This window comes from Rhodococcus sp. no. 34 (assembly GCF_054589475.1).
This window is the reverse complement of sequence record NZ_BAAILK010000046.1, coordinates 1-22,143: the sequence shown is the minus strand read 5'-3', so window position 1 is coordinate 22,143 and position 22,143 is coordinate 1. Positions and strand designations below refer to the sequence as shown.

Here is a 22,143-nt window from a genome sequence, read left to right as displayed (position 1 = left end):
ACCACACCACCAGCATGAAGGACTATCGATGACCTCGATCGCACCAGAAACCGCGCGCCGCGTCTTCCGTGGAGCCGAACCAATACACGGCATGATCTACTTCACCCCTTTCGGCGCGGAAGCATATGCCGCACTGGGCTTTACACACCCTCGAATGGGCTACTTCGCTTCGCGGTCTGCGCCCATGGGCGCAGTAGCGGCTGAAGTCACCATCGCTACGTTCTTCAACTTCAACCCCGAACTGGTACACGCGGTGCTGCCGGAAGCCTGGACAATCGCCACCCCCGAACAGATCCTCACCGCTCGACTCGACGCTGTCGACCGTTCGCTGCGCAAGGCCTGGGGAGAACATGTCGACGGCACCGAAGTTCGCGAAGCTGCCGAACTCGCACGTCGAGCCGCGGAACGCGCCTGCAACAGACCACAAGGGCGACCCCTGTTCGGTGGGCACGCATCATTGCCGTGGCCTGAGGAGCCTCATCTCGTGTTGTGGCATGCCCAATCCTTGCTCCGGGAGTTTCGCGGAGATTCTCATGTCGCACTTCTTCACGCCGAGGGACTCAACGGTGTCGAAGCGTTGGTAGTCCACGCCGCAACCGGTGATGTTCCTGCTGCTGCTCTGCAAATGAGCCGGGCATGGGACAACGATCAGTGGGCGGAAGGCGTCGAAGGTGTGCGGGCGCGTGGATGGCTCGAAGACGGCCCCGAGCTTCACCTGAACGAGGTGGGTCGCGATCGCCGGAAGCGGGTTGAGCATCAGACCGATGTGCTGGGGTCGTACCCGTACGAGGCGATCGGAGAGACCGGATGCAGTCGACTGATCGAAATCTCGGAACGTCTCTCCGGTGAAGTGATCGATGCAGATCTCGGATTTCCGGCAGCACTGGCAGCACGTCGCCGATTGCGTGCGTGACAGCAGGTCGTGAGTGTCGAACGTGGCTGGTGGTGATACGACGAGGGTGTCACCACCAGCCCCTTCACACAATTATCGCCGAAGTCGGCTGCGCCCCCAATCTGCACAGTGAGAAGGCATCCGGATGAGACTGCCGTTGTGCCGAATTCTCCCGCGGGATGGGTCAAGATGGCTAGATGTGGAAACAGGCACTCGGGTTTGCTTTGTTCGGTGCGACCGTTGCCATCGTCACGGCGGCGCTGACACAGGGATCGGCACAGGCGTCCGCCACGATCACCCTCTTTTCGGGTGGCACCACAATCTCGGGCTTCGCGGGTGAATCGCAATGGACCTGGCCCATCGATGCTGCGGTGATCGGCGCCCTTCTGGGCGCGCTGACCGGGTTCGTGCTCCGCCTCGCGGGCGTGCGAATCTCCGGAAGCCAAGACAATCGACTGGTTCGAACTGTGGTGGCAGGCATCGCAGGCGTCACGCTTGGGCTGACGCCCCTGTTGGTCTTGATCGGAATGGCATTCACCGGGTCGGTTGATATGGGATGGTCCCCGCTCCTGGTCTACGCCGTCAGCGGTCTTCTGGCCTATGGCCTTTCGGTCGCCGCCGTGTTCGGAGTTCTTCGCGCTGCCGGGGATCGACTTACTGTTCGCACGACGCGAGCGGTCGCGGCGATGCTTCCGGTAGGGGCGTTGGCGGCGACTGCTGCGGGTGTCGGTACTGCGTGGAAGCTGGGCTTTTCCACCGCCGCTCCCACCTGGATTGCAGTCGTACTGCTGGTGGTGCTCGTATTGGCCGTGACGTTCGTTGCGGCCCGGGCGTGGGCACTACGGATGCAGGCTCGTGACTTTCCAGAAGTGGCATAGGCGGTGGAACGATTGATTCCGACGGGCGCATCGAGATGAGGGGCGAGCGAATCTTCGCGGGACTCGTCGTCGGCCTCCTACTGGGGCTGTTCGGCTACCTGCCATTGGTACTCCTGTGGCAACATTTCGCAGATGTCCCGCAGCCGCAGCTTTATCCGAACCGTTCGTTCACGTCGTTCGGCCCCAACCCGCCACCGCTCACCTACTGGATAAGTTGGGCGGCGCCTGCCGCCGTGTTCGTCATTCTCGGACTTATGACTATTCCCAGCCGCACCGGCAGGCAATTCGCGTTGCCATTGGTGCTCGCGTTCCTTTCTGTGGCGGCAATGGTGGCGTGGTTCTGGATCTCGATGGAACTGTTCTTCAGCCCCGACTGATCACTCACTCGGCTGCGTATCGCGAACCCCACTGCGCGCACGCGCAATGGCGCCCTTGTTGCGCAATGCGATCCCCTGATGCACCGCAGCAAGTACCAATGCCAGCACTGCAGCAGGGAGGCTCCCCACCATCGACAGCAGAGAAGGCATACCAGAGCTGAAAGCGGTAAAGAAACCCAGTACTGCAGCGCAAAGCATTGTCGCCGAGACGATCCAGGAAACTAATGGTCGTGGGATCACGGCTGGAATAACGCACAGAGCCACCGGCAACGCCAGCACCAAGAAGAGCTCCCGCCCGAAATAGTCGTGAATCGAGCGGTAACAATCGGCAGAACTGAGCGGGCCGAGGCCTATTTCGCAATCGGTGATCTCGTACAGCGGCCACTGTGCCGTCGCGGATCCCAGAATCCCGGTGGCGACCGCCAATACAACCCACGCGATCCGAATCCCAATCATACGAAGAGATCATGCCAGTAGGCGAAATTGCGCTCCGGAGAAGAAAGCAATTACGACTCGAACTGCGTGGAAGGGCGATACCGTCAACGCTAATCAAAGAATGGATCAAACTATGTTGATCGCATGGGGAGCACTGGCGCTTGCCACTGGTGCCCATATCTATGGCGCTCGCCTCGCAACTCACGGCGACTACGGGCGGAGATTACCTCTCTCGGCAGGACCGACCTCCTCGCGAGCGGCACAACATGTCCGACGTGCTCAACTCACGGGCTGGGTATCGAGCTTGATCGGGGCATCTGCCATCGTCGACAACTATTGGGAGACAGCACCTCTCTTGAGTGCGGGTATCGCAGTCGCTGTACTCGGGGTAGTTAACGGCCTACCGAGTTTGATTGTCACCCTGATGCACAATCGACGGCCGCAACAGGGTTGAGTTCTCAACTATATTTTGTGGAAGGGTGCTTGCATGGCAACACAACCGCATGGCCAGTCCATAACCCCGGCGTGGAAAGTATTCACGGCCATCGGTTTTGCAGGTGTTGTGGGCGCTGCCGTGACGTACTTCCGAGACGGGTGCACTTTGGCGATCATTGGCGGGATGGTCATCCTCGCGATTGGTCTGCCGCTTACTGTCTGGTCCATCCTGCGAATGCTGCGTGAGAATCGAGGACATCGCCTTCATTGGCGGAGAACACCGCCGGTCAATCCGAGGAACGTCGACCTGTCTCGTGCTGTCGGCATTCCGACTACAATTTTCGGTGCACTGACCATCTGGCTGAATACAGCAGGTTCGGCGCCGTGGTGGTTGGCAGCAATCTTTACCGCCATTCTGATCGCGCTCTTCGGAGTAACCGTTGCCGTTCACAATATTCGCCTCAGTCAGCGAACCTGAGCTAGCCTTCCGCGCATGCCGGTTTCCGCGAGTGTCCGTGCGCGCCTTCGCTCCCACTTGCATCCAGACGACGAGATCCACTACGCGTTTCCAGCAGAAGTTCTGATGAGCGCGAAACCGAGTGTGTTTGTCGTGGTGAGCCGAAAGGCGATCACCGTCTTCTCGACGAGCTTTCGGTCCAGAAAAGTACCGAGGTCGATCCTCACCCAGTTTCCAAGAATGACCGTCCTCGGCCCGGTCGATACTGCGTCCACGCCGCACTTCACTGCGGCGGGCATAACGTACGAGATCGACGAAGAATATGTTGCAGTCGTGAACGCTGCCGACGCGGAGATCACGTCAGCGCAGGACTTCCCGCATGATCCGTTGCCGAACCATTGAAGGCACAAACAAAAAGGCAGTTTCTCATTTCTGAGAAACTGCCTTTTGATCTAACTTCGGTCGGGCTGACAGGATTTGAACCTGCGACCACTTGACCCCCAGTCAAGTGCGCTACCAAGCTGCGCCACAGCCCGTCCCACGCCCTTGTTTCGGGCGCTTGGAAAGATTACATCAGGGACGGGCCGAAGTACCAATCGGCTGGTCAGAGCCGTTTCAGTACCGAATTGGACGCAGAATCAGCGGCCCTTACGGTCACGCTTCTCGCGCACTCGGACGGATACGCGGATCGGGCTGCCGTCGAAGTTGAACTCTTCACGCAGACGCCGCTCGATGAAGCGGCGGTAGCCGGCCTCGAGGAAGCCCGTGGTGAAGAGAACGAATGTAGGCGGGCGCGTGCTTGCCTGCGTCGCGAACATGATGCGAGGAAGGCGACCACCACGCATCGGAGGCGGCGTTGCTGCCACAACTTCCTTGAGCCAGGTGTTCAGGCGACCCGTGGGGATGCGCTTGTCCCAGGACTCCAGAGCCGTGTCGAGAGCCGGCACGAGCTTCGCCACGGCGCGACCGGTGTGGGCGGAGATGTTGACTCGCTGAGCCCACGGAACGCGGACCAGATCGCGGTCCACTTCCTTGTCCAGCATGAGTCGACGGTCCTCGTCCACGAGGTCCCACTTGTTGAATGCGATCACCAATGCACGTCCCGTGTCGGCCACCATGCTCAGAACACGCAGGTCCTGCTCGGTGATCGGCTCGTGTGCGTCGATGAGCAGGATCGCGACCTCAGCGGCCTCGATCGCGCTCTTCGTACGCAGCGACGCATAGAACTCGGCACCGCTGGCATGGCTGACACGCTTGCGCAGACCAGCCGTGTCGACGAAACGCCAAGGGCGCCCGCCGAGTTCGACGATGGAGTCGACGGGGTCGACGGTGGTGCCGGCAACATTGTGCACGACGGACCGCTCGTCACCGGACAGCTTGTTGAGCAAGCTGGACTTTCCGACATTCGGCTTTCCGACGAGAGCAACACGACGCGGACCGCCGCCGGGGATACCTTCACGCGGGGTTTCCGGCAGCTTCTCGAGAACCTCGTCGAGCAGGTCGCCGGTGCCGCGGCCGTGGGTCGCACTCACGGAGTACGGCTGACCGAGGCCCAACGACCACAGCGCTGCAACCTCGGACTCGGTGCGTCCGTCGTCTACCTTGTTGGCAACGAGGATGACCGGAGTCTTCGAGCGGCGAAGCACGCGAGCCACAGCTTCGTCCGTCGCCGTAGCGCCGACAACAGCGTCGACGACCAGGAGAATGGCATCAGCCGTTCCCATGGCCAACTCGGCCTGCCGGGCAACGGCCTGCTGAAGACCCTTTGCGTCGGGCTCCCATCCGCCGGTGTCCTGGACGAGGAAGCGTCGTCCGGCCCAGTTCGCCTCGTACGAGACACGGTCACGGGTAACGCCGGGGATGTCCTCGACTACCGCTTCACGACGGCCGATGATGCGGTTGACGAGCGTCGACTTGCCGACGTTCGGTCGACCGACAACAGCCAAGGTCGGGACGGCAATGTGCGCTTCGCCTTCGCCGTCCGCTTCGAGATCGGCGTAATCCCACTCCGATTCCTCGGACCAAGTTCCGTCACCGGCATATTCGGTTACCAGATCGTCGCTCACTGCACTGCTCCAGTTCTGTCGCTGACCACCAACAGCAACTTGGCGATCACATCTTCAATTCCCAATTCGCTCGTATCCACCAGAATGGAGTCGTCGGCAGGGCGCAACGGCGACACTGCCCGAGTCGAATCGAGATGGTCACGGCGCTGCACATCAGCCAGCACCGCTTCGTAATTGTCTTCACGGCCTTGGCCGATGTTCTGCGTATTGCGCCGTGCCGCACGGGTTTCCGCCGATGCGGTCAAGAAGATCTTGACGTCTGCATCGGGGAGTACGACGGTTCCGATGTCGCGACCTTCCACGACGATCCGCTCCGCACCCGCCGCCAGCTCACGCTGAGTGGCGACCAGCAGGTCGCGAACCTCGGGCACAGCCGAGACCGCGGAGACAGCCTTGGTGACCGCGTCGCCGCGGATCTCCTCACTGACGTCCGCGCCGTCGAGATGCACCTGCTCACTGCTTGGATCGGTACCGATGGACCACGGCAATGCCGCAACGGCAGCGGTGATCGCGGCGGAATCAGCCAGATCGATTCCCTGACGAAGCACGTGCAGGGTCGCGATCCGGTAAATGGCTCCGGTGTCGAGGTAGCGAGCACCCAAACGCTGCGCCAACGCGCGAGAGACGCTGGACTTGCCGGTTCCGGACGGTCCGTCCATAGCGACTACCAGCGGCATGGACGAATCGGTCACAGGCCGACCGCCTCGTACAGTCCACCGACCTCGCTACGTCCGAGGACGCGCTGCGTTCCCGGACGCTGATCGCCGAGGGCGACAACTCCGACGTTGGTGCGAACCAGACGGACAACGGGGTGACCGACGGCATCGAGGAGGCGACGCACGATGTGCTTACGACCCTCGTGCAGAACCAGCTTGACGAGCGTCTTGCCCTCGTTGATCTCGAGCACGGTGAACGCGTCCACCTTGGCCGGACCGTCGTCGAGGGTGACACCGTCGCGCAACTGCTTGCCGGTGCTGCGCTCGACAACGCCGTGAACCGTGGCGAGGTACGTCTTCGGAACCTCGAACGACGGGTGCATCAGGCGGTGAGCCAGATCGCCGTCGTTGGTGAAGAGGAGCAAGCCTTCGGTGTCGGCGTCGAGGCGGCCGACGTGGAAGAGTCGCTGACCCGACTGAACGCGCTCGGAGACGATGTCGCCGACGCACGGACGACCGAGATCGTCGGACATGGTGCACTGCCAGCCACGCGGCTTGTTCATCGCGAGGTAGACGAGGTCCTTCTGCACGACGACGCGGACGCCGTCGACACGAACCACTGCGTTCTCGGGGTCGACACGCAGACCCTGTTCGACCACGATGCGGCCGTCGACCTCGACGCGACCCTGGTCGATCAGCTCTTCAGCTGCACGGCGTGATGCGACGCCGGCCTGAGCCAGCACCTTCTGCAAGCGGACGCCGTCGCCCTTCGGCGGGCCGTCGTGCTTGGTGATCTCGGCATGCTGGTGACGCGCCGGCTTGGCGTTGGAGACCAACGGGTTCTGAGAGACGACACGCTGCGGCTTCTCGGTCTTCGGCTTGCCACGCTTGTTGGTCGCCGGCGGTGTGGGAGCTGCCGGGCGCTTGCGCGGAGGTCCGTCGAACTTGGATCCACGAGGTGCGTTCGACCATGCGCCGCCACGAGGAGCGTCGGGGCGTGCGCCGCGCTGATCGTCACTACGACGGTCGGCGCCGCCACGCGGTGCGCGACGGGCGTCGACGTGGGGGGTACGGCGGTCATCGCTGCGGGGTCCGCGGCGGTCGTCAGTGCGCGGTCCGCGACGGTCGTCGTTGTAGCCACCACGACGGTCGTCCGTACGTGCGGGGCGACGGTCATCGCTGCGCGGCGGGCGACGGTCATCACTGCGCGGCGGGCGACGGTCATCATTGAATCCACCGCGACGGTCGTCCGTGCGGGGACGGTCGGATCCGGCGTTGCGGTCGTATCCAGAGGTACTGCGGGAAGTGTTGCTGCGTCCACCACGGGGCGCTTCGCTACGTGCGCCGCGGGGGGCGTCGCTGCGACCACCACGGGGGGCATCGCTGCGTGCGCCGCGGTTGTCGCGGGAGTTGTTACGGTCCGGTGTGCCATCTCGGCGAGCGGGATTGTTCACTTTTTTCCTGTCAGTTTTCTACTGTTTCCCGAGCGTGGTCGGGTCTTTCTCGGTGCTGACGAGCGCCGGGATTCCGGTCAGTCGTCGACTTCGGTGTCCACTACGTCAGCGGGCACGTCTGCCTTGTTCATTCTCGCAAATCGCGGATCGGATTCCAGGCTTTCGCTGATGTCGTCGATGAGATCGACATCAGGCAAGAGCGGGGCCAACTCCGGGAGCTCGCTCAGCGAGGCCAGGCCGAGCCGTTCGAGGAACAGTTCGGTCGTGGAGTACCGTGTCGCGTTGGTGTCCGGGTCAGGCCCGGCTTCCGCGATCAGTCCGCGGGCAAGGAGGGTGCGTACCACCCCGTCCACGTTGACGCCTCGTACCGCACTGATCCGCGCACGAGTCAACGGTTGACGGTATGCGACTACGGCCAAAGTTTCCAATGCCGCCCTGGTCAATTTGGTGCGTGCGCCGTCCAATAGCAGCTTTTCCACGTACGGGGCAAACTCTTGTCGCGTGTACAGACGCCATCCGTCGCCCGCGTAGCGAAGGTCCATTCCGCTGCCGCGAGCGGTCAATGCGGCCGACATCAACGTCAGACGTTGTTCGACGCGCTCCGGTGCGGTACCGGTGACAGATGCGAGTTGGTTCACTTCGGCCGGTGAGTCCACGACGAGCAGAAGCGACTCCAGCACTGCGTCGAGTTGATCGTCGTCGAGGTCGAAATCGGGGGCAGAATCTTCGGAAACCGCGGCGTCGTCAGTAGGCTCGATCATCTCGTCTAGCTGCGAAGATTCCGATTCCGTCGGCTCGGCGTTCATCCGTAGTCCTCCTCTGTGACCGGCGCGGCCGGGTCGTCTCCGGTCCAACTCACCATCAGCGGTCCGAGGGCTTCGGGTTGCTCGAACACGATGACCTGCCGGCGATACAGCTCGAGCAACGCGAGAAATCTTGCGACTATCTCGACGGTGATCTCACACTCGGCAACGAGGTCCCCGAAGGGTGTCCACTCCCCTATGCCTCGCTCGCGCAGCAACTCGAGAATTCGCTCGGCCTGCTCGGGTATCGAGATATTGGACACATGGAGGTGATCGAGGCCCACCGTCGGCACCGGACGCGGTGTGAACACCGTCGCCGCGATCTCCGCAAAACGCTGAGGGTCGACGCCCAACAACACCTCGGGCAGGAGTTCGGTGAACTGATCCTCGACGGCAACCGACCGCGGATAGCGCCGCAGTGCGGCTTCCTCCAACTCACCGAACAGCGCCGCAACTTGTTTGTACGCCCGGTACTGCAGCAGTCGCGCGAAGAGAAGGTCGCGGGCTTCGAGAAGCGCCAGATCCTCGGCGTCCTCGACCTGCCCGGCGGGCAACAGCCTTGCGGCTTTCAGGTCCAGAAGCGTGGCCGCGACGACCAGAAACTCTGTCGTCTGATCGAGGCCCATCGCACTGCCGAGTTCCTTGGTGTACGCGATGAAATCGTCCGTGACGGTGTGAAGGGCGACTTCGGTGACATCGAGTTGCCGTTGATTGATCAGGTTCAACAGCAGATCGAACGGGCCTTCGAAGTTCCTGAGAGTGACTCGGAAACCGGCAGCCTTGGCTGCGGTCTGAGCGTCGGTCGGCACGTTCGGGTCGATCGAATCCGGCTCGACTTCGACCGGATCTTCTTGCGATGCAATCAGTTCCACTAACGACCAGACCGGTGAATGACCTCGCGGGCCAATGCTCGATATGCCTCGGCCCCAGCCGATTTCGGCGCCCACGTCGTGATCGGCTCACCGGCGACGCTGGTTTCGGGGAATCGAACGGTGCGGTTGATCACCGTGTCGTAGACGACGTCGCCGAACACCTCGACGACGCGCGCCATCACCTCACGAGCGTGCAGGGTCCGAGCGTCGAACATCGTGACGACGATGCCGGCCAACTCGAGCTTCGGATTGAGACGGTCGTGCACCTTTTCGACGGTGTCGTTGAGCAGTGCCAGGCCGCGCAGGCTGAAGTACTCGCATTCCATCGGAATGATGACCGAATCGGCGCAGGCCAGCGCATTCACGGTGAGCAGGCCAAGCGACGGCTGGCAGTCGATGAGCACGTAGTCGTACCGATCGAGAACAGGGTGCAACACGCGCCCCAAGGTCTGCTCACGCCCGACCTCGGTGACCAATTGGATCTCGGCGGCCGAAAGGTCGATGTTGCTGGGGAGCAGGTCGAGGCCGTCTACCCGGGTTCGCATCAACACATCGTCGATGGACACACGTGGTTCGACCAGAAGGTTATGGACGGTCAGTTCCAGGTCATGATGCTGAACGCCCAGTCCGGCGGACAACGCGCCTTGGGGATCGAGATCCACCAGGAGCACTCGACGACCGTATTCGGCCAACGATGCACCCAGGTTGATGGTCGACGTCGTCTTGCCGACGCCGCCCTTCTGGTTGCACATCGCGATGATCATCGCGGGTCCGTGGTGCGCCAACGGTGTCGGTTGCGGCACCTCGCGGACCGGTCGGCCTGTCGGGCCGAGTTCTTCCGCGGAAACGGTCAGGGTTTCCGCAGGTGGAGAGGCTACTGGCGTCGTATCTATTTCGAACATCGCCTCTGGTTCGGAGGGTACAGCTGGTGCTGATTCGTTCACGCGCTCGAAGAGTTGGGCATTGACATGCGGCGGCGCGGACTCCGCCGCTGGTGGCTGCGATGTCGACACGGTCCGATGCTCCCCTACTCTTTCGGCGGTTGCTCTCGGCGCCGGCAAACCCCCGAAACTGCGGTGGAGGCCGCTCGCGCTCCTTGAACGCTACCGCTTACATCACCGAATGGTCTCGCAGACACGCATGAGCCAACCAACCCCTAACGGGCACGCGGGTGTGCCTGAGCCCACACTTCGCGCAACGCGGTGACGGTGACCAGTGTGTAGATCTGCGTGGTGGTTACCGAAGCGTGGCCAAGGAGTTCCTGCACGACACGTACGTCCGCGCCGCCGTCCAGCAGGTGTGTGGCAAACGAGTGCCTGAGCGTGTGGGGTGAGACGTCCGCCTTGATTCCCGCCGACGCCGCCGCATCCTGAAGAATCTGCCACGCGCTTTGACGCGAAAGGCGGCCCCCGCGGGCGTTGAGAAACAGGGCAGGAACACCGCGCGTCGCCAGGCTGGGGCGCCCACGGACGAGATACGCGTCTACGGCGGCGATCGCAGGCCTGCCGACGGGGACGATCCGTTGCTTTCCGCCCTTGCCTTTGAGGAGCACGGAACGGGTTTCGGTATCGATGTCGTCGACGTCCAGATCGATCGCCTCTGTGATTCGCGCACCGGTCGAGTACAGGAGCTCGAGCAGAGCGCGATCCCGCAGGTCGCGGGGCCCGTCACCGGCCGCACCGCCACCCGAAGCGTCGAGCAGGGCGATCACGTCGTCGAGAGGCAGGGCCTTGGGCAGCTTGCGTCCGGGCGTCGGCGGCTTGACCGTTCGGGCCACGTCAACGCTGACCAGACCTTCGGCGGCGGAGAACTTGTGGAATCCGCGAACCGCGATCAGGGTGCGTGCCGCCGAACTGGCCGCCAACGGTACGACGCCGGCCTCGGAGTCACCGAGCCGCAGATGTGTCACGAATTCGGTGACGTCGTTTTCCGCCACGCCCGCGACGTCGTCGATGCCGCGTCCGTTCAGGTACTCCGCATACCGATTCAGGTCACGGCGATAGGAAAGTAGAGTGTTGCGCGCCGATCCTCGCTCGACCGCTAGATGGTCGAGATACGAGTCCACCTGTCGGGCAAGCACTTCAGGCTCGCGACTTGCGTTCTCCGAATGCGCGCGGACGATCGGGCCACGGTGCGTCGGCGGGGCGCAGCGGCTTTCCCGTCGCACGTGCGGTGGCGATCGCGAGTATGCCCGATACCGCTGTGGCATTGACGATGTCGCCGCGTAGCGCCATGTCGACGGCGTCGGCGAGCGGAACCCGCGAAATCTCGAGATCGGCTTCTTCGTGTTCGGGATCGTCGCGCTCCACCTCGTGCAGCCCCTCGGCGAGGAAGACGCGAACCGCCTCGTCCGTGAACCCGGGTGAGAGAGCGACATCGACCAGCACCGACCATCGATCGGCGCCGAGTCCGGTTTCTTCGCCCAGCTCGCGCGCTGCCGCCTCGACCGGGCTCTCCCCCGGAGCGTCGAGCAGACCGGCAGGGATTTCCCACAACCGGTGCCCGAGCGGGTGACGGTACTGGTGAATCAGCACCAGGTTGTTGTGCTCGTCCAGTGCCACGACGGCAACGGCGCCGTGATGCTCGACGACTTCCCGATCGGCACGCTGACCACCAGGCATCGCAACGGTGTCGACGCGCAACGCGATGATCGCGCCGGTGTAGACCGTCTTGGAGCCGAGGGTGTCGAATTCGTGCCGACCGGGATCGCTCATGTGTGGCTAGACCTTTTCCACGTTCTCGACTGCAGCGTCGAGCGCCGTCTCGGTGGCGGCGGTGTCGATCTTCTCGTCACCGTGGACGTCGACGGGCAGGCGCTCTTCGAGCTTGTACGTCAACGCTGCTTCGACGAAGGCGGCGAACAGCGGATGCGGGCGTGTCGGGCGGCTCTTGAGCTCCGGGTGTGCCTGGGTGGCAACGAAGAACGGATGCTGCTCACGCGGGTACTCGACGAACTCGACCAGATGACCGTCCGGTGAGGTTCCGCTGAACTGCAAGCCGGACTTGGCAATCCGGTCGCGGTAGGTGTTGTTGACCTCGTAGCGGTGACGGTGACGCTCGGAGACGTCCTCGGTTCCGTAGGCCTGAGCGACGACGGAACCCTTGGTCAGCACGGCCGGGTAAGCACCCAGACGCATGGTGCCACCGAGGTCGGCGTCACCGGCAATGACGTCTTCCTGATCAGCCATCGTGGAGATGACCGGATGCTTGGTGTCCGGCTCGAACTCGGCCGAGTTGGCATCGTCGAGGCCGACGCTACGAGCAGCTTCGATGACGACGCACTGCAGACCCAGGCACAGACCCAGCAGCGGCAGCTTGCGCGAACGTGCGAAACGGATCGCGCCGAGCTTGCCTTCGATGCCGCGGATGCCGAAGCCACCGGGGATCAGAACACCGTCGACGTCACCGAGAGCGGCCTGCGCTCCGGCTTCGGTCTCACAGGCGTCCGACGGGACCCAGGAGATCTCGACCTTGGACCGGTTCGCGAATCCACCGGCGCGCAGTGCCTCGGTGACGGATAGGTATGCGTCGGGCAGGTCGACGTACTTGCCGACCAACGCGACCCGCACGGTCTCACGCGGCTGGTGAACACGATCGAGGAGGTTGCCCCACACGGTCCAGTCGACGTCGCGGAACGGGAGACCGAGCTGGCGAACGACGTAAGCGTCGAGGCCCTCACGGTGCAGAACCTTCGGGATGTCGTAGATCGAGGGAGCGTCGGGCGTCGAGATGCAGGCGTCGACGTCCACGTCGCACATCAGGGCGATCTTGTTCTTGAGGCCCTGCGGAACGTCACGATCGCAACGAAGGATCAGCGCGTCGGGCTGAATGCCGATGCTGCGCAACGACGCAACCGAGTGCTGCGTGGGCTTGGTCTTGAGCTCTCCGGAGGGGCCGAGGTACGGCACGAGGGAGACGTGCAGGAAGAAGACGTTGTCGCGGCCGACGTCGTGGCGGACCTGGCGAGCGGCTTCGAGGAAGGGCTGCGATTCGATGTCGCCGACGGTGCCACCGATTTCGGTGATCACGACGTCCGGGCGGTGTCCCTGCAGATCCGGACCGCTCATCTCGAGGATACGACGCTTGATCTCGTCGGTGATGTGCGGGATGACCTGAACGGTGTCGCCGAGGTACTCGCCGCGGCGTTCCTTGGCGATGACCGTCGAGTAAACCTGGCCGGTGGTGACGTTCGCCTGGCCGGAGAGGTCACGGTCGAGGAACCGCTCGTAGTGTCCGACGTCGAGGTCGGTCTCGGCACCGTCTTCGGTGACGAAGACCTCGCCGTGCTGGAAGGGGTTCATGGTGCCCGGATCCACATTGAGATAGGGATCGAGCTTCTGCATGGTCACGCGCATTCCCCGCGCGGTCAACAACTGTCCCAGGCTCGAGGCGGTCAAACCTTTGCCGAGCGAGGAAGCTACACCTCCGCTGACGAAGATGTGCTTGGTGGCGGTACGCGTGTTAGTGCGTGACTGTGGCAAAGGGGCTCCCGTGACGACTGTGCAGGGCTTGGTCTGATGAAGCATGCTGGGGCCTGCCGACCCACGGGATTTCACGGTAACACCTATCGGGGGTCGGTGCCTACAACGCGCCGACTTTCCGCCCCCGATGTGACCGGCGTATCAATACCGGGGTGTTCAGTTGGTGGGTGCGCCGACGGTGACCGCCGCCGCTCCCGGTCCCGTGCCGTAGCGGCCGGCGCCGCCGTTCAACTGTTCCTGCAGCGCCAACGGCGTGGTGATCTTGCCCGACTCCCGATCGATGTTGTCGATGGTCGTCAAGCCCGCTGAGAGCGCCGCGTCCGCACGAGCGACGGCAACCGGACCACTGCCCTCGGCCGAGCCAGGCCGGCCCGCGAGAATCGTTCCTGCGCCACGTCCGTCGAGAGCACCGGCGAACCGGGCGATGACGGCGCCGCGGTTACCCGTGGCTGCGTCGGAATCACTCTTGTTGTCGCCGGTGAGAACCACGGCGAGCTGAGCCGGCTTGACCGCTCCGTCGTCGTAGCTGATGAAACCGGCGCTACGCAGCGAGTCGAGCGCGAGATTCATCTCGTCCGGAGTGCTCTGCGGCTCGCTGTTCTGCCCGTTGAGAAGCAGAACCGAACCGAGCAGATCACCCGCGAGACTGCCCTGATCGACCGCACCGGTCTTGAGGGTGATCCCCGCAGGGATGACATTGGTGACGACGGTCCGCAAGCGGTCACCACCGGTGGCGTCGACAAACGAATCGGTGAGCGAGACGCGTCCGGTCACGGCACCGCCGGCGGCAGTGACGAGTCGGTTGACACCGTCGAGATCACTGGGATCCGCGTCCGGTGCCGTGATGACGACGACGGTGCGACCAGCGAGACTGTCACGCACGACGCGACCGCCGACAGCAGCATCGAAGCCGTCCGCGGAATTGAGTTGCTGCTGAAGCTGATTGGACTGTTGATTGAGGTCTTCGATCTCGTTCTGCAGGTCCGCCTTGTCGTCGCGCAGACCCGAAAGCAATCCACTGGACAGCATTCCGGAACCGAGCACCACGCCGATCGCGAGTGCCAGGAAGATTGCCGCTATGGAAATTGCATGTTGACGCATCGAAATCACTTGAAGAGCCCCTGAACCCACAGCGCGAAGCTGTTCCACGTTGCGATTGCCCAGTCGAGAACTTCACTACCGGCATTGGACACGACCAGGGCGACGATCACTGCCACCAGGGCGGCGAGCACCAGGAGCGCGATCGCGCCGCCGGACACTCGACTTCGATACAGCGTTGCCACAGCCTTGGCGTCGACCAGTTTCGGTCCCACCTTGAGCCGTGTCATGAACGCCGACGGATTGCTTTCACGACGCCCACGGTCGAAGAACTCGTCCAATGACACCACGTTGCCGACCGTCACGATCAGTGAAGCTCCGTGGTGATCGGCGAGCAGCAGCGCAAGGTCGGTCGGTGAGCAGGTCGCCGGGAACGTCATCGCCCCGATCCCGAGATCCTGGATTCGGGAAAGCCCCGCCGCATGACCGTCCTGGTCTGCGGGCAGAACAACTTCCGCGCCGGACTTGAGGGTGGAACTGGTGATCTCTTCCGGGTCGCCCACGATCAGATCGGGGCGGTATCCGGCCTTGCTCAACACGTCCGCACCTGCGCCGACACCGATCAGGATCGGCGAATACTCCTTGATGAAGGGCTTGAGGTTCTTCAGATCGGCCTCGTGTTCGGGTCCGTCGGAGACGACCACGACGTGGCGATCCTTCAAGTCGATGTCGATGTCCGGAACACCGATTCCGTCGATCAGCAAAGGACTTTCGGTGCGGATGAACTCGATGGTGTTACCCGAGAACGCTTCCAGGTGATCGACCAGGCCGGTCTTGGCCTCGATCATCCGATCGGAGATCTCGGCCTCGGTCTGCTCTTCGCCCTTGACGAGGCTCTTCTCGCCGTTGAAGATCTCGCCCTCGTGCAGGCGGATCTTGCTGCCGTCCTTGACGTTCTTGAAGACGTCACCGTCTACGGCATCGATCAGAACGATGTCGTTGGCGACGATCACTTCCGGTCCGAGGTTGGGGTACCGCCCCGAAATCGACGGCGACGCGTTGACCACGGCCATGACTCCGGCTTTCACCAGAGCATCGGCGGTCCGGCGATCGATGTCGACTTCGTCGAGGATCACGATGTCTCCAGGACCGACGCGGCGTAGAAGCTTCGCCGTGTTCCGATCGGCCCTGGCGATGCCACTGATCCCAGGCAAGGATTCGGTGTTACGTGAGAGCAATCCGGGCATCTTCATGGCTTCGATGATGAACCTGAAACCGCGTTGACCGGTGGAGGCGCGCCGACAACTACCACATCAGTCACACCAACACCACAGAACCTTCAATCTGTGACGCGGGCCGCATTCGCGATCTCGAGCAGTTCTTCGGCGTGCGCACGACCGGTCTCGGTGTCGTCCAGCCCTGCCAACATACGGGCCAATTCGACCACCCGATCCGAATCCGACAAGGTCCGCACGCCACTGCTCACCACTCCGCCTTTGTCGTCGACCTTGTCCACCACGAGGTGGGTGTCGGCAAACGCAGCAACCTGCGGAAGGTGGGTGACGACGATAACCTGATGCGTACGAGCAAGTTTCGCCAATCGGCGGCCGATCTCGACAGCAGCGCGACCACCGACCCCCGCGTCCACTTCGTCGAAAACCATCGTCGCGCCGGTGTCGCTACCAGCGAGAACAACCTCGAGCGCCAGCATGACGCGTGACAGCTCGCCACCGGAAGCGCTCTTGCTGATCGGAAGTGACGGTGCCCCGCTGTGCGCAGACAGACGAAATTCCACCTCGTCGACGCCGGCAGACCCGGCATGAAGGTCTACTCCCCCGACACTGAGCGGCGCCGAGTCCTGCGGGCCCGCAGGCTGAGAACGGACGGTCACCTCGAGGCCCGCACGTCCCATCGCCAGACCGGCGAGTTCCGCGCTGACGGCTTTGGCGAGCTTTGCCGCTGCCTTGACTCTGGCGGCGCTCAGCTTTGTGGCGGCTTCCGCGGTGAGGCCAGCCGTCTCCTCGACCTGCTTGGCCAACAGCGACAACGCATCCGACGACACGTCGAGTTTGGACAGACGAGCGCGAGCGGTATCTGCCCATTCGAGAACACCGTCGACATCGGCGGCGTACTTGCGAGTCAGAGTCTTCAGTTCCGATTGCCGCGACAGCAGCGAGTCCAGAGCACCCGGGTCTGCGGGCAGCCCGGACAGATAGGTGTTCAGGTCACCGGCAACATCGGTGACGACGGCAATAGCGTCGGCCAAACGGGAACCGAGGCCGTCCAGATCTGCGTCGGTGACCGACTCGATACGCGCCCGCGCTTCGGACATCAGGTCTAGCGCCGGCATGACCCCGACGTCGCCGCTGGCCATGTCGTCACTACCGGCGAGCGCAGCGTGCGCCTCTTCCGCAGCCGAGCGGAGCGAATCGAGTTCACTGAGTCGTCGAACTTCGGCAACGATTGCCGTGTCCTCGCCTGGCTCGGGTGCCACGCCGTCGATTTCGTTGAGCGCGAAGGTCAACTGATCTGCTTCTTGCGCCAGTTCACGAGCCTTCGACGTGCGTTCGATCAACTCCGAACGAGCATCGAGCCATTCACGACGGTGTTTGCGGTACCTCGTCAGCAGCGTTCCGATTGCCTTGTCCCCGAAGCGGTCCAGCGCATTGCGTTGCTGGTCGGGACGAAGCAATCGCAGCTGATCGTTCTGTCCGTGGACAGTCAGAAGTGGGTCCGTGAATTCGGAGAGAACTCCCGCCGGCACGCTTCGTCCGCCGAGATGAGCCCGTGAGCGGCCGTCGCTGCCGACTGTCCGGACGGCGATGATGGTCCCGTCCTCGTCGCGCTCGGCGCCGGACGATTCCAGGATTCGGACGATCTCACGCTCGGTGGCCGGTGAGACGTCGTCGGCGATGAATCGTCCTTCGACGACGGCTCGCGACGCGCCCAACCGCACCCGACCGGCATCGGCTCGCGCTCCGCTGAGGAGGTGCAAGCTGGTGACGACCATCGTTTTACCTGCGCCGGTTTCACCGGTCAGGACAGTCAGGCCCTCGTGGAACTGGGCGCTGGCCTCGGAGATCACACCAAGACTGTCGATACGGATCTCTGCGAGCACGATTAGGGCTTCCTTCCTCGCCATCCGGTAACCGGAAGCTCGAACTTGCGAACCATCCGATCAGCGAAGGGCGCAGAGTCCAACCGGACCCACTTGACGGGAGTGGCGCCGCGAACGATCTCGACGCGAGCGCCGGCAGGCAGTTCCAACGTACGACGCCCGTCGCAGAAGACCAGGCCGTCGTGGCTACCGGCGACGGTCTCCACCGCGATGATCGAATTCGGGCTGGTGACCAACGGCCGCGCGAACAGCGCATGCGCGTTGCTGGGTACGACGAGCAAAGCTTCGAGTTCGGGCCACACGACAGGGCCGCCTGCGGAAAATGCGTAAGCAGTCGAGCCTGTAGGAGTGGACACGAGAACACCGTCGCAACCGAAGGCAGACACCGGTCGGCCGTCGACTTCGAGGACAACTTCGAGAACTCCCAAACGCGAACGGTTCTCGATGCTGGCCTCGTTGAGCGCCCACCCGCGGTCGATGATCTCGTCGTCCACCCGAATCACGACGTCGAGTGTCATACGGGACTCGACGCGATATTCCTTGCGAACTACCTGTGCGAGAGCCTCGTCGAGATGCTCGGCCTCGGTCTCTGCCAGAAATCCGATCCGTCCGAGGTTGATGCCCAGTACCGGAATGGACGCTTCTTGAGCGAGTTCGGCGGCGCGCAGAAATGTGCCGTCACCACCGAGAACCAGAACCAACTCGCATCCGACGGCAGCATCAGGGCCGGGATGAACAACCGTGACGTCGAGACCCGGCGCAGAGAAGCCCGCGGGTTCCGTCATTGCTTCGATGCGCGAGCTGTCTGCTTCGTCGACGAGGACTCGCAGCCCGATTCCCGCCCGTTCGAAAATCTTCCCGACTCGCTTGGCGGTTTCCGTGATGTCACGTCGACCAGGGTGTGCGACAAGAAGGATCTCGCGCGACTCGCCGTTCGTGACCGCGTTCACTGGGGCCCTTCCTCTACAGCCTTGCGAATCATGTCCTCCACCGAAGGAATTCCCTCGGTGTCCGGCTCGTGATCACCGGGCGAACCTGTCTTTCGAAGCCACAGGAAATACTCGACATTTCCCGACGGACCGGGCAATGGGCTGGCCACAACACCTAACGTCCGCAGACCTACCTTTGCAGCAGCCTCCGACACGTCGAGCACAGCCGAGATTCGCAATTCCGGATCTCGTACGACGCCACCGGCACCGACGCGGTCCTTGCCCACCTCGAACTGAGGCTTCACCATCGGAACCAGGTCCGCGCCGTCAGCAGTACAGGCGACAAACGCCCCGAGTACAAGTTTGAGAGAAATGAACGACAAGTCCGCGACAACGAGATCGACAGTTCCGCCGATGGTCTCCGCATCAATTGCACGAACATTGGTTCGGTCGATGACGTGCACCCGGTCGTCGGACTGCAGCCGCCACACCAGTTGTCCGTAACCGACGTCGACTGCGACAACTTCTTTCGCACCACGCGTCAGCAGAACATCGGTGAACCCACCGGTGGATGCGCCGGCGTCGAGGCAGCGTCGGCCTTCGACCGTCAATCCTTCGGACCCGAAAGCGTCTAGGGCGCCGATCAATTTATGCGCCCCTCGCGAGGCCCATGAGACTTCCTGTTCCACCTCGACGACCCGAAGCGGAGTACCGGCTTCGATCGCCGTCGCAGGCTTGGTCGCAACGGCTCCCGAGATGAGAACTCGCCCGGCGGAAATCAGTTCTTGCGCATGATCTCGTGACCGTGCGAGTCCGCGACGGACAAGTTCGGCGTCCACCCGTGCTCTACGTGCCACGTCAAGCCCTGTCCACAGAGGCGAGTGCCTGGACGAGCACCTCGTGTGCCTGTTCCAAAATATGTGCCTTCTGCGGAATCACACCTGCTCCGTGCTGATCGTTCGGATCCTGTTCGATGCCGCCGAGGCGCGCCAGCAAACCGTCGACGTCAGAACGTATGCGTTCCGGATCGACGGAAGGGCGTGGCCCGGGCAACGGAGATCCGTTACTCGTGTTTCCGGGGTGCGGTGTCGGCGTGCTCATCGGGCACAACGTTAGTGCATGACTCTCGGTTACGCATACACCCACACCCCCGCGAGTCGAACACATTTGCGAGAGATCAGACGAGCCAGGATGCAAACAGATCCGCCACGCCGGCATCCGACGCTTCCAGGGTCCGGAACGACGGATTAGCCCATGCGACAGGCGCAACCGCGCGTAGAAGCGACATCTCGTCCCCGACAACCGGGCCGTCGACAACCAGCGCCGACCCGTTCACTGAAACAGACCACTTGGAGTCCGCACCGACCAGCGATTCGACGGCCGGCTGATTGAGCGAATCCAGAGTTGCTGCAATGTAGGTGGGGCGCTGCTCAATCGGAGCCCGTAGTACGTCGCCCGGCGTGCTCACACCGGTGAGAACCAACAACGAGTCGATCGAAACAGCGTGTGCGCCTTCGATATCGGTGTCCAAACGATCACCGACCACCAGCGGACGTGAGCACCCACTGCGAGCGAGCGCGTCCTCCATCAGCGGTGCAGCAGGCTTACCTGCCACCAACGGTTCCCGCTTGGTCGCAGCGCGTAGAGCTGCCACCATCGAGCCGTTGCCCAGCACCAAACCCCGCTCCGACGGCAGCGTTGTGTCCAGGTTTGCCGCTACCCACAGCGCACCGGCCCGGATCGCCAAGCACGCCTCGGCAAGGATCGACCAGTTGGTCTCCGTCGAATGTCCTTGAACGACAGCAACCGGAGAATCCGCGAATTCGCGCACCGGAAGCAACCCGACGCGCGTCACCTCGTCGGCCAATGCGTCGGTACCGACGACGAGCACAGCGGCACCGGGTTCGAGACGCTCCGCCAACAGACGCACCGCCGTCTGAGAACTGGTGACGACACGATCGTCTTCGGAATCGAAACCGAGTTCGGTCAGATGCGCCGACACTGCCGAAGGTGAGCGACTCGCATTGTTGGTCACGTAGTACAAGGCCTGCGTGCCCTGACCGAGAGCTGCCTGGGTGCCGGGAATCGCATGAGCTCCGGCGTACAGCGTGCCGTCGAGATCGAGCAAAAGTACGTCGTACTGAGTACGAAGCACGGTCACTGATCTTCTCCGGTCAACTCGGCCACCCGTTCTTCAGCATCCGTGTCACCCTCGAGGTCAGCAGCTGCAGCGTTGAGGAACCACTTCAGTCCGTCTTCGACACGACCAGCTGCAACGAGGGCATCGGCGTAGGCGTAGAACAGCCGAGCCGCAGCTTCACCGGTACGCGCTGCGTCCAGATCCTTGGTCTGCAGTGTGACAACTGCCTGATCGAACTGACCGAGATCCATGCGGGCGCCTGCGACGACGATCCTCAACTCAGACGCCTCGTCGCCCGAAAGCAGGGCAGCCTCGTCGCTACGGCCGAGCTCGATCGCGCGTTCTGGTCGACCCAAACCGCGTTCGCAGTCGGCCATGACAGCGATCAGACCCGGTCCACCAGCCATTCGACGGGCAGCACGAAGCTCGGAGAGAGCTTCAGCCCATTCACCGGCGTGGTACGCGGTGATTCCGGCAGCTTCACGAACGACCGCAATTCGGCCGGCGCGCTGACGCGCAGCGCGAGCGTGGAGCAGTGCGAGTTCCGGATCTTCGTCGACGAGCTTGCCCGCCATGACGAGGTGACGCGCAACTGTGTTGGCGTTGTCCTTGTCGAGGCTGAGCAGATCCCGACGAACGGCCGGGTCCAACTCGGTGGGCTCTACGTTGTCGGGCAAATCCGGTTCGTCAGGTCGTGCTTGCTGACGGTTGCGGTCGCCGTCGCGTCCACGAGGGGTGAACCCACCCTCGCCGCCGCGACGCTGTCCGCCGTTGAATCCGCCGCCGCGGTTACTGTTTCCAGCACCGCCACGGTTGTTGTCTCCGGCACCTCCGCGGCGGTCTCCGCCTGCAGCGCCGCGTGATCCACGCCCGTCGTTGTCACGACGGGGGCCACCTGATCGAGGCGCTCCTCCCCCACGGAAGGACCGACGCTCGTCGCCATTCTCCGACACAGTCATTCCTCTCATACAACGCACGAAAGGGGACCCAATATGTTGGGTCCCCTTTCGGTTAACGGGTGTTCGGCGGTGTCCTACTCTCCCACACCCTGTCGAGTGCAGTACCATCGGCGCTGAAGGGCTTAGCTTCCGGGTTCGGAATGGGACCGGGCG

The 22,143-nt window shown here is 63.1% G+C and carries 23 protein-coding genes, 1 tRNA gene and 1 rRNA gene; 5 read left to right on the top strand and 20 right to left on the bottom strand.

The window, feature by feature from the left end; genetic code table 11:
* Window positions 1-28 precede the first annotated feature (28 nt).
* The 3 genes from ACYP01_RS21365 (at window position 29) to ACYP01_RS21355 (ending at window position 2,147) form a co-directional block, all read left to right on the top strand.
* Window positions 29-913 carry an SCO6745 family protein gene (locus tag ACYP01_RS21365; RefSeq protein ID WP_063316365.1) on the top strand — a complete coding sequence of 295 codons (885 nt, stop codon included), beginning with the start codon at window positions 29-31 and terminating at the stop codon, window positions 911-913.
* A 176-nt stretch (window positions 914-1,089) separates the two neighbouring features.
* Window positions 1,090-1,770: a hypothetical protein gene (locus tag ACYP01_RS21360; RefSeq protein WP_459682287.1), complete on the top strand. Its 681-nt coding sequence runs from the start codon at window positions 1,090-1,092 to the stop codon at window positions 1,768-1,770.
* 35 nt (window positions 1,771-1,805) lie between these two features.
* Complete coding sequence (locus ACYP01_RS21355; protein WP_042451032.1) at window positions 1,806-2,147, top strand: hypothetical protein; 342 nt, start codon at window positions 1,806-1,808, stop codon at window positions 2,145-2,147.
* On the opposite strand, the gene ACYP01_RS21350 is transcribed toward ACYP01_RS21355, so the two are convergent.
* Window positions 2,148-2,603 carry a hypothetical protein gene (locus tag ACYP01_RS21350; protein WP_021333520.1) on the bottom strand — a complete coding sequence of 152 codons (456 nt, stop codon included), beginning with the start codon at window positions 2,601-2,603 and terminating at the stop codon, window positions 2,148-2,150.
* 466 nt (window positions 2,604-3,069) lie between these two features.
* On the opposite strand from ACYP01_RS21350, the gene ACYP01_RS21345 reads away from it, so the two are divergent.
* A complete protein-coding gene (locus tag ACYP01_RS21345; RefSeq protein WP_064444631.1) occupies window positions 3,070-3,495 on the top strand; it encodes a hypothetical protein in 426 nt (141 codons plus the stop codon).
* Between the two features lie 219 nt (window positions 3,496-3,714).
* Window positions 3,715-3,876, top strand: coding sequence for a hypothetical protein (locus tag ACYP01_RS21340; RefSeq protein WP_459682282.1), 162 nt, complete (start codon window positions 3,715-3,717; stop codon window positions 3,874-3,876).
* A 60-nt stretch (window positions 3,877-3,936) separates the two neighbouring features.
* On the opposite strand, the gene ACYP01_RS21335 is transcribed toward ACYP01_RS21340, so the two are convergent.
* From ACYP01_RS21335 to rrf, 19 genes are all read right to left on the bottom strand, one after another.
* A tRNA-Pro gene (locus tag ACYP01_RS21335) sits at window positions 3,937-4,010 on the bottom strand.
* Between the two features lie 102 nt (window positions 4,011-4,112).
* Complete coding sequence (gene der / locus ACYP01_RS21330) at window positions 4,113-5,540, bottom strand: ribosome biogenesis GTPase Der (RefSeq protein ID WP_003946199.1); 1,428 nt, start codon at window positions 5,538-5,540, stop codon at window positions 4,113-4,115.
* Window positions 5,537-6,217, bottom strand: coding sequence for a (d)CMP kinase (gene cmk, locus ACYP01_RS21325; protein ID WP_170320421.1), 681 nt, complete (start codon window positions 6,215-6,217; stop codon window positions 5,537-5,539). Before cmk ends, der begins: the two co-directional genes overlap by 4 nt.
* A gap of 11 nt (window positions 6,218-6,228) precedes the next feature.
* A complete protein-coding gene (locus ACYP01_RS21320) occupies window positions 6,229-7,650 on the bottom strand; it encodes a pseudouridine synthase (RefSeq protein WP_019748584.1) in 1,422 nt (473 codons plus the stop codon).
* A gap of 77 nt (window positions 7,651-7,727) precedes the next feature.
* Window positions 7,728-8,456, bottom strand: coding sequence for an SMC-Scp complex subunit ScpB (scpB, locus tag ACYP01_RS21315; RefSeq protein WP_378446103.1), 729 nt, complete (start codon window positions 8,454-8,456; stop codon window positions 7,728-7,730).
* Entirely contained in the window at window positions 8,453-9,325 is an 873-nt protein-coding gene (locus ACYP01_RS21310; protein WP_019748586.1) for a segregation and condensation protein A, read from the bottom strand. The genes scpB and ACYP01_RS21310 overlap by 4 nt, the downstream gene beginning before the upstream one ends.
* The gene (locus ACYP01_RS21305) at window positions 9,325-10,338 is read right to left on the bottom strand and encodes a ParA family protein (protein WP_003946138.1); all 1,014 of its coding nucleotides are present in this window, start codon (window positions 10,336-10,338) and stop codon (window positions 9,325-9,327) included. The genes ACYP01_RS21310 and ACYP01_RS21305 overlap by 1 nt, the downstream gene beginning before the upstream one ends.
* A 143-nt stretch (window positions 10,339-10,481) precedes the next feature.
* Window positions 10,482-11,405: a site-specific tyrosine recombinase XerD gene (gene xerD / locus ACYP01_RS21300; protein WP_459682276.1), complete on the bottom strand. Its 924-nt coding sequence runs from the start codon at window positions 11,403-11,405 to the stop codon at window positions 10,482-10,484.
* A 1-nt stretch (window position 11,406) separates the two neighbouring features.
* Window positions 11,407-12,039: an NUDIX domain-containing protein gene (locus tag ACYP01_RS21295; RefSeq protein WP_276116973.1), complete on the bottom strand. Its 633-nt coding sequence runs from the start codon at window positions 12,037-12,039 to the stop codon at window positions 11,407-11,409.
* Between the two features lie 6 nt (window positions 12,040-12,045).
* A complete protein-coding gene (locus tag ACYP01_RS21290; RefSeq protein ID WP_003946139.1) occupies window positions 12,046-13,806 on the bottom strand; it encodes a CTP synthase in 1,761 nt (586 codons plus the stop codon).
* Window positions 13,807-13,962: 156 nt separating this feature from the next.
* The gene (locus ACYP01_RS21285) at window positions 13,963-14,916 is read right to left on the bottom strand and encodes a copper transporter (protein WP_459682273.1); all 954 of its coding nucleotides are present in this window, start codon (window positions 14,914-14,916) and stop codon (window positions 13,963-13,965) included.
* Window positions 14,913-16,097 (bottom strand): putative cytokinetic ring protein SteA, encoded by a 1,185-nt coding sequence (steA, locus tag ACYP01_RS21280; RefSeq protein WP_007731902.1) that lies wholly within the window; start codon window positions 16,095-16,097, stop codon window positions 14,913-14,915. The genes ACYP01_RS21285 and steA overlap by 4 nt, the downstream gene beginning before the upstream one ends.
* Window positions 16,098-16,183: 86 nt before the next feature.
* Entirely contained in the window at window positions 16,184-17,962 is a 1,779-nt protein-coding gene (gene recN / locus ACYP01_RS21275) for a DNA repair protein RecN (protein WP_003946143.1), read from the bottom strand.
* 2 nt (window positions 17,963-17,964) lie between these two features.
* Entirely contained in the window at window positions 17,965-18,912 is a 948-nt protein-coding gene (locus ACYP01_RS21270) for an NAD kinase (RefSeq protein ID WP_003946132.1), read from the bottom strand.
* The gene (locus tag ACYP01_RS21265; RefSeq protein WP_054782208.1) at window positions 18,909-19,748 is read right to left on the bottom strand and encodes a TlyA family RNA methyltransferase; all 840 of its coding nucleotides are present in this window, start codon (window positions 19,746-19,748) and stop codon (window positions 18,909-18,911) included. Before ACYP01_RS21265 ends, ACYP01_RS21270 begins: the two co-directional genes overlap by 4 nt.
* A gap of 1 nt (window position 19,749) precedes the next feature.
* On the bottom strand, window positions 19,750-19,992 hold the full coding sequence (locus ACYP01_RS21260; protein ID WP_003946140.1) for a hypothetical protein: 243 nt from the start codon (window positions 19,990-19,992) through the stop codon (window positions 19,750-19,752).
* Window positions 19,993-20,068: 76 nt separating this feature from the next.
* On the bottom strand, window positions 20,069-21,052 hold the full coding sequence (locus tag ACYP01_RS21255; protein ID WP_192712365.1) for an HAD-IIA family hydrolase: 984 nt from the start codon (window positions 21,050-21,052) through the stop codon (window positions 20,069-20,071).
* Window positions 21,049-21,990 (bottom strand): tetratricopeptide repeat protein, encoded by a 942-nt coding sequence (locus ACYP01_RS21250; RefSeq protein ID WP_073513327.1) that lies wholly within the window; start codon window positions 21,988-21,990, stop codon window positions 21,049-21,051. Before ACYP01_RS21250 ends, ACYP01_RS21255 begins: the two co-directional genes overlap by 4 nt.
* Before the next feature lie 61 nt (window positions 21,991-22,051).
* A 5S ribosomal RNA gene (gene rrf / locus ACYP01_RS21245) occupies window positions 22,052-22,143 on the bottom strand; the annotation flags it as partial.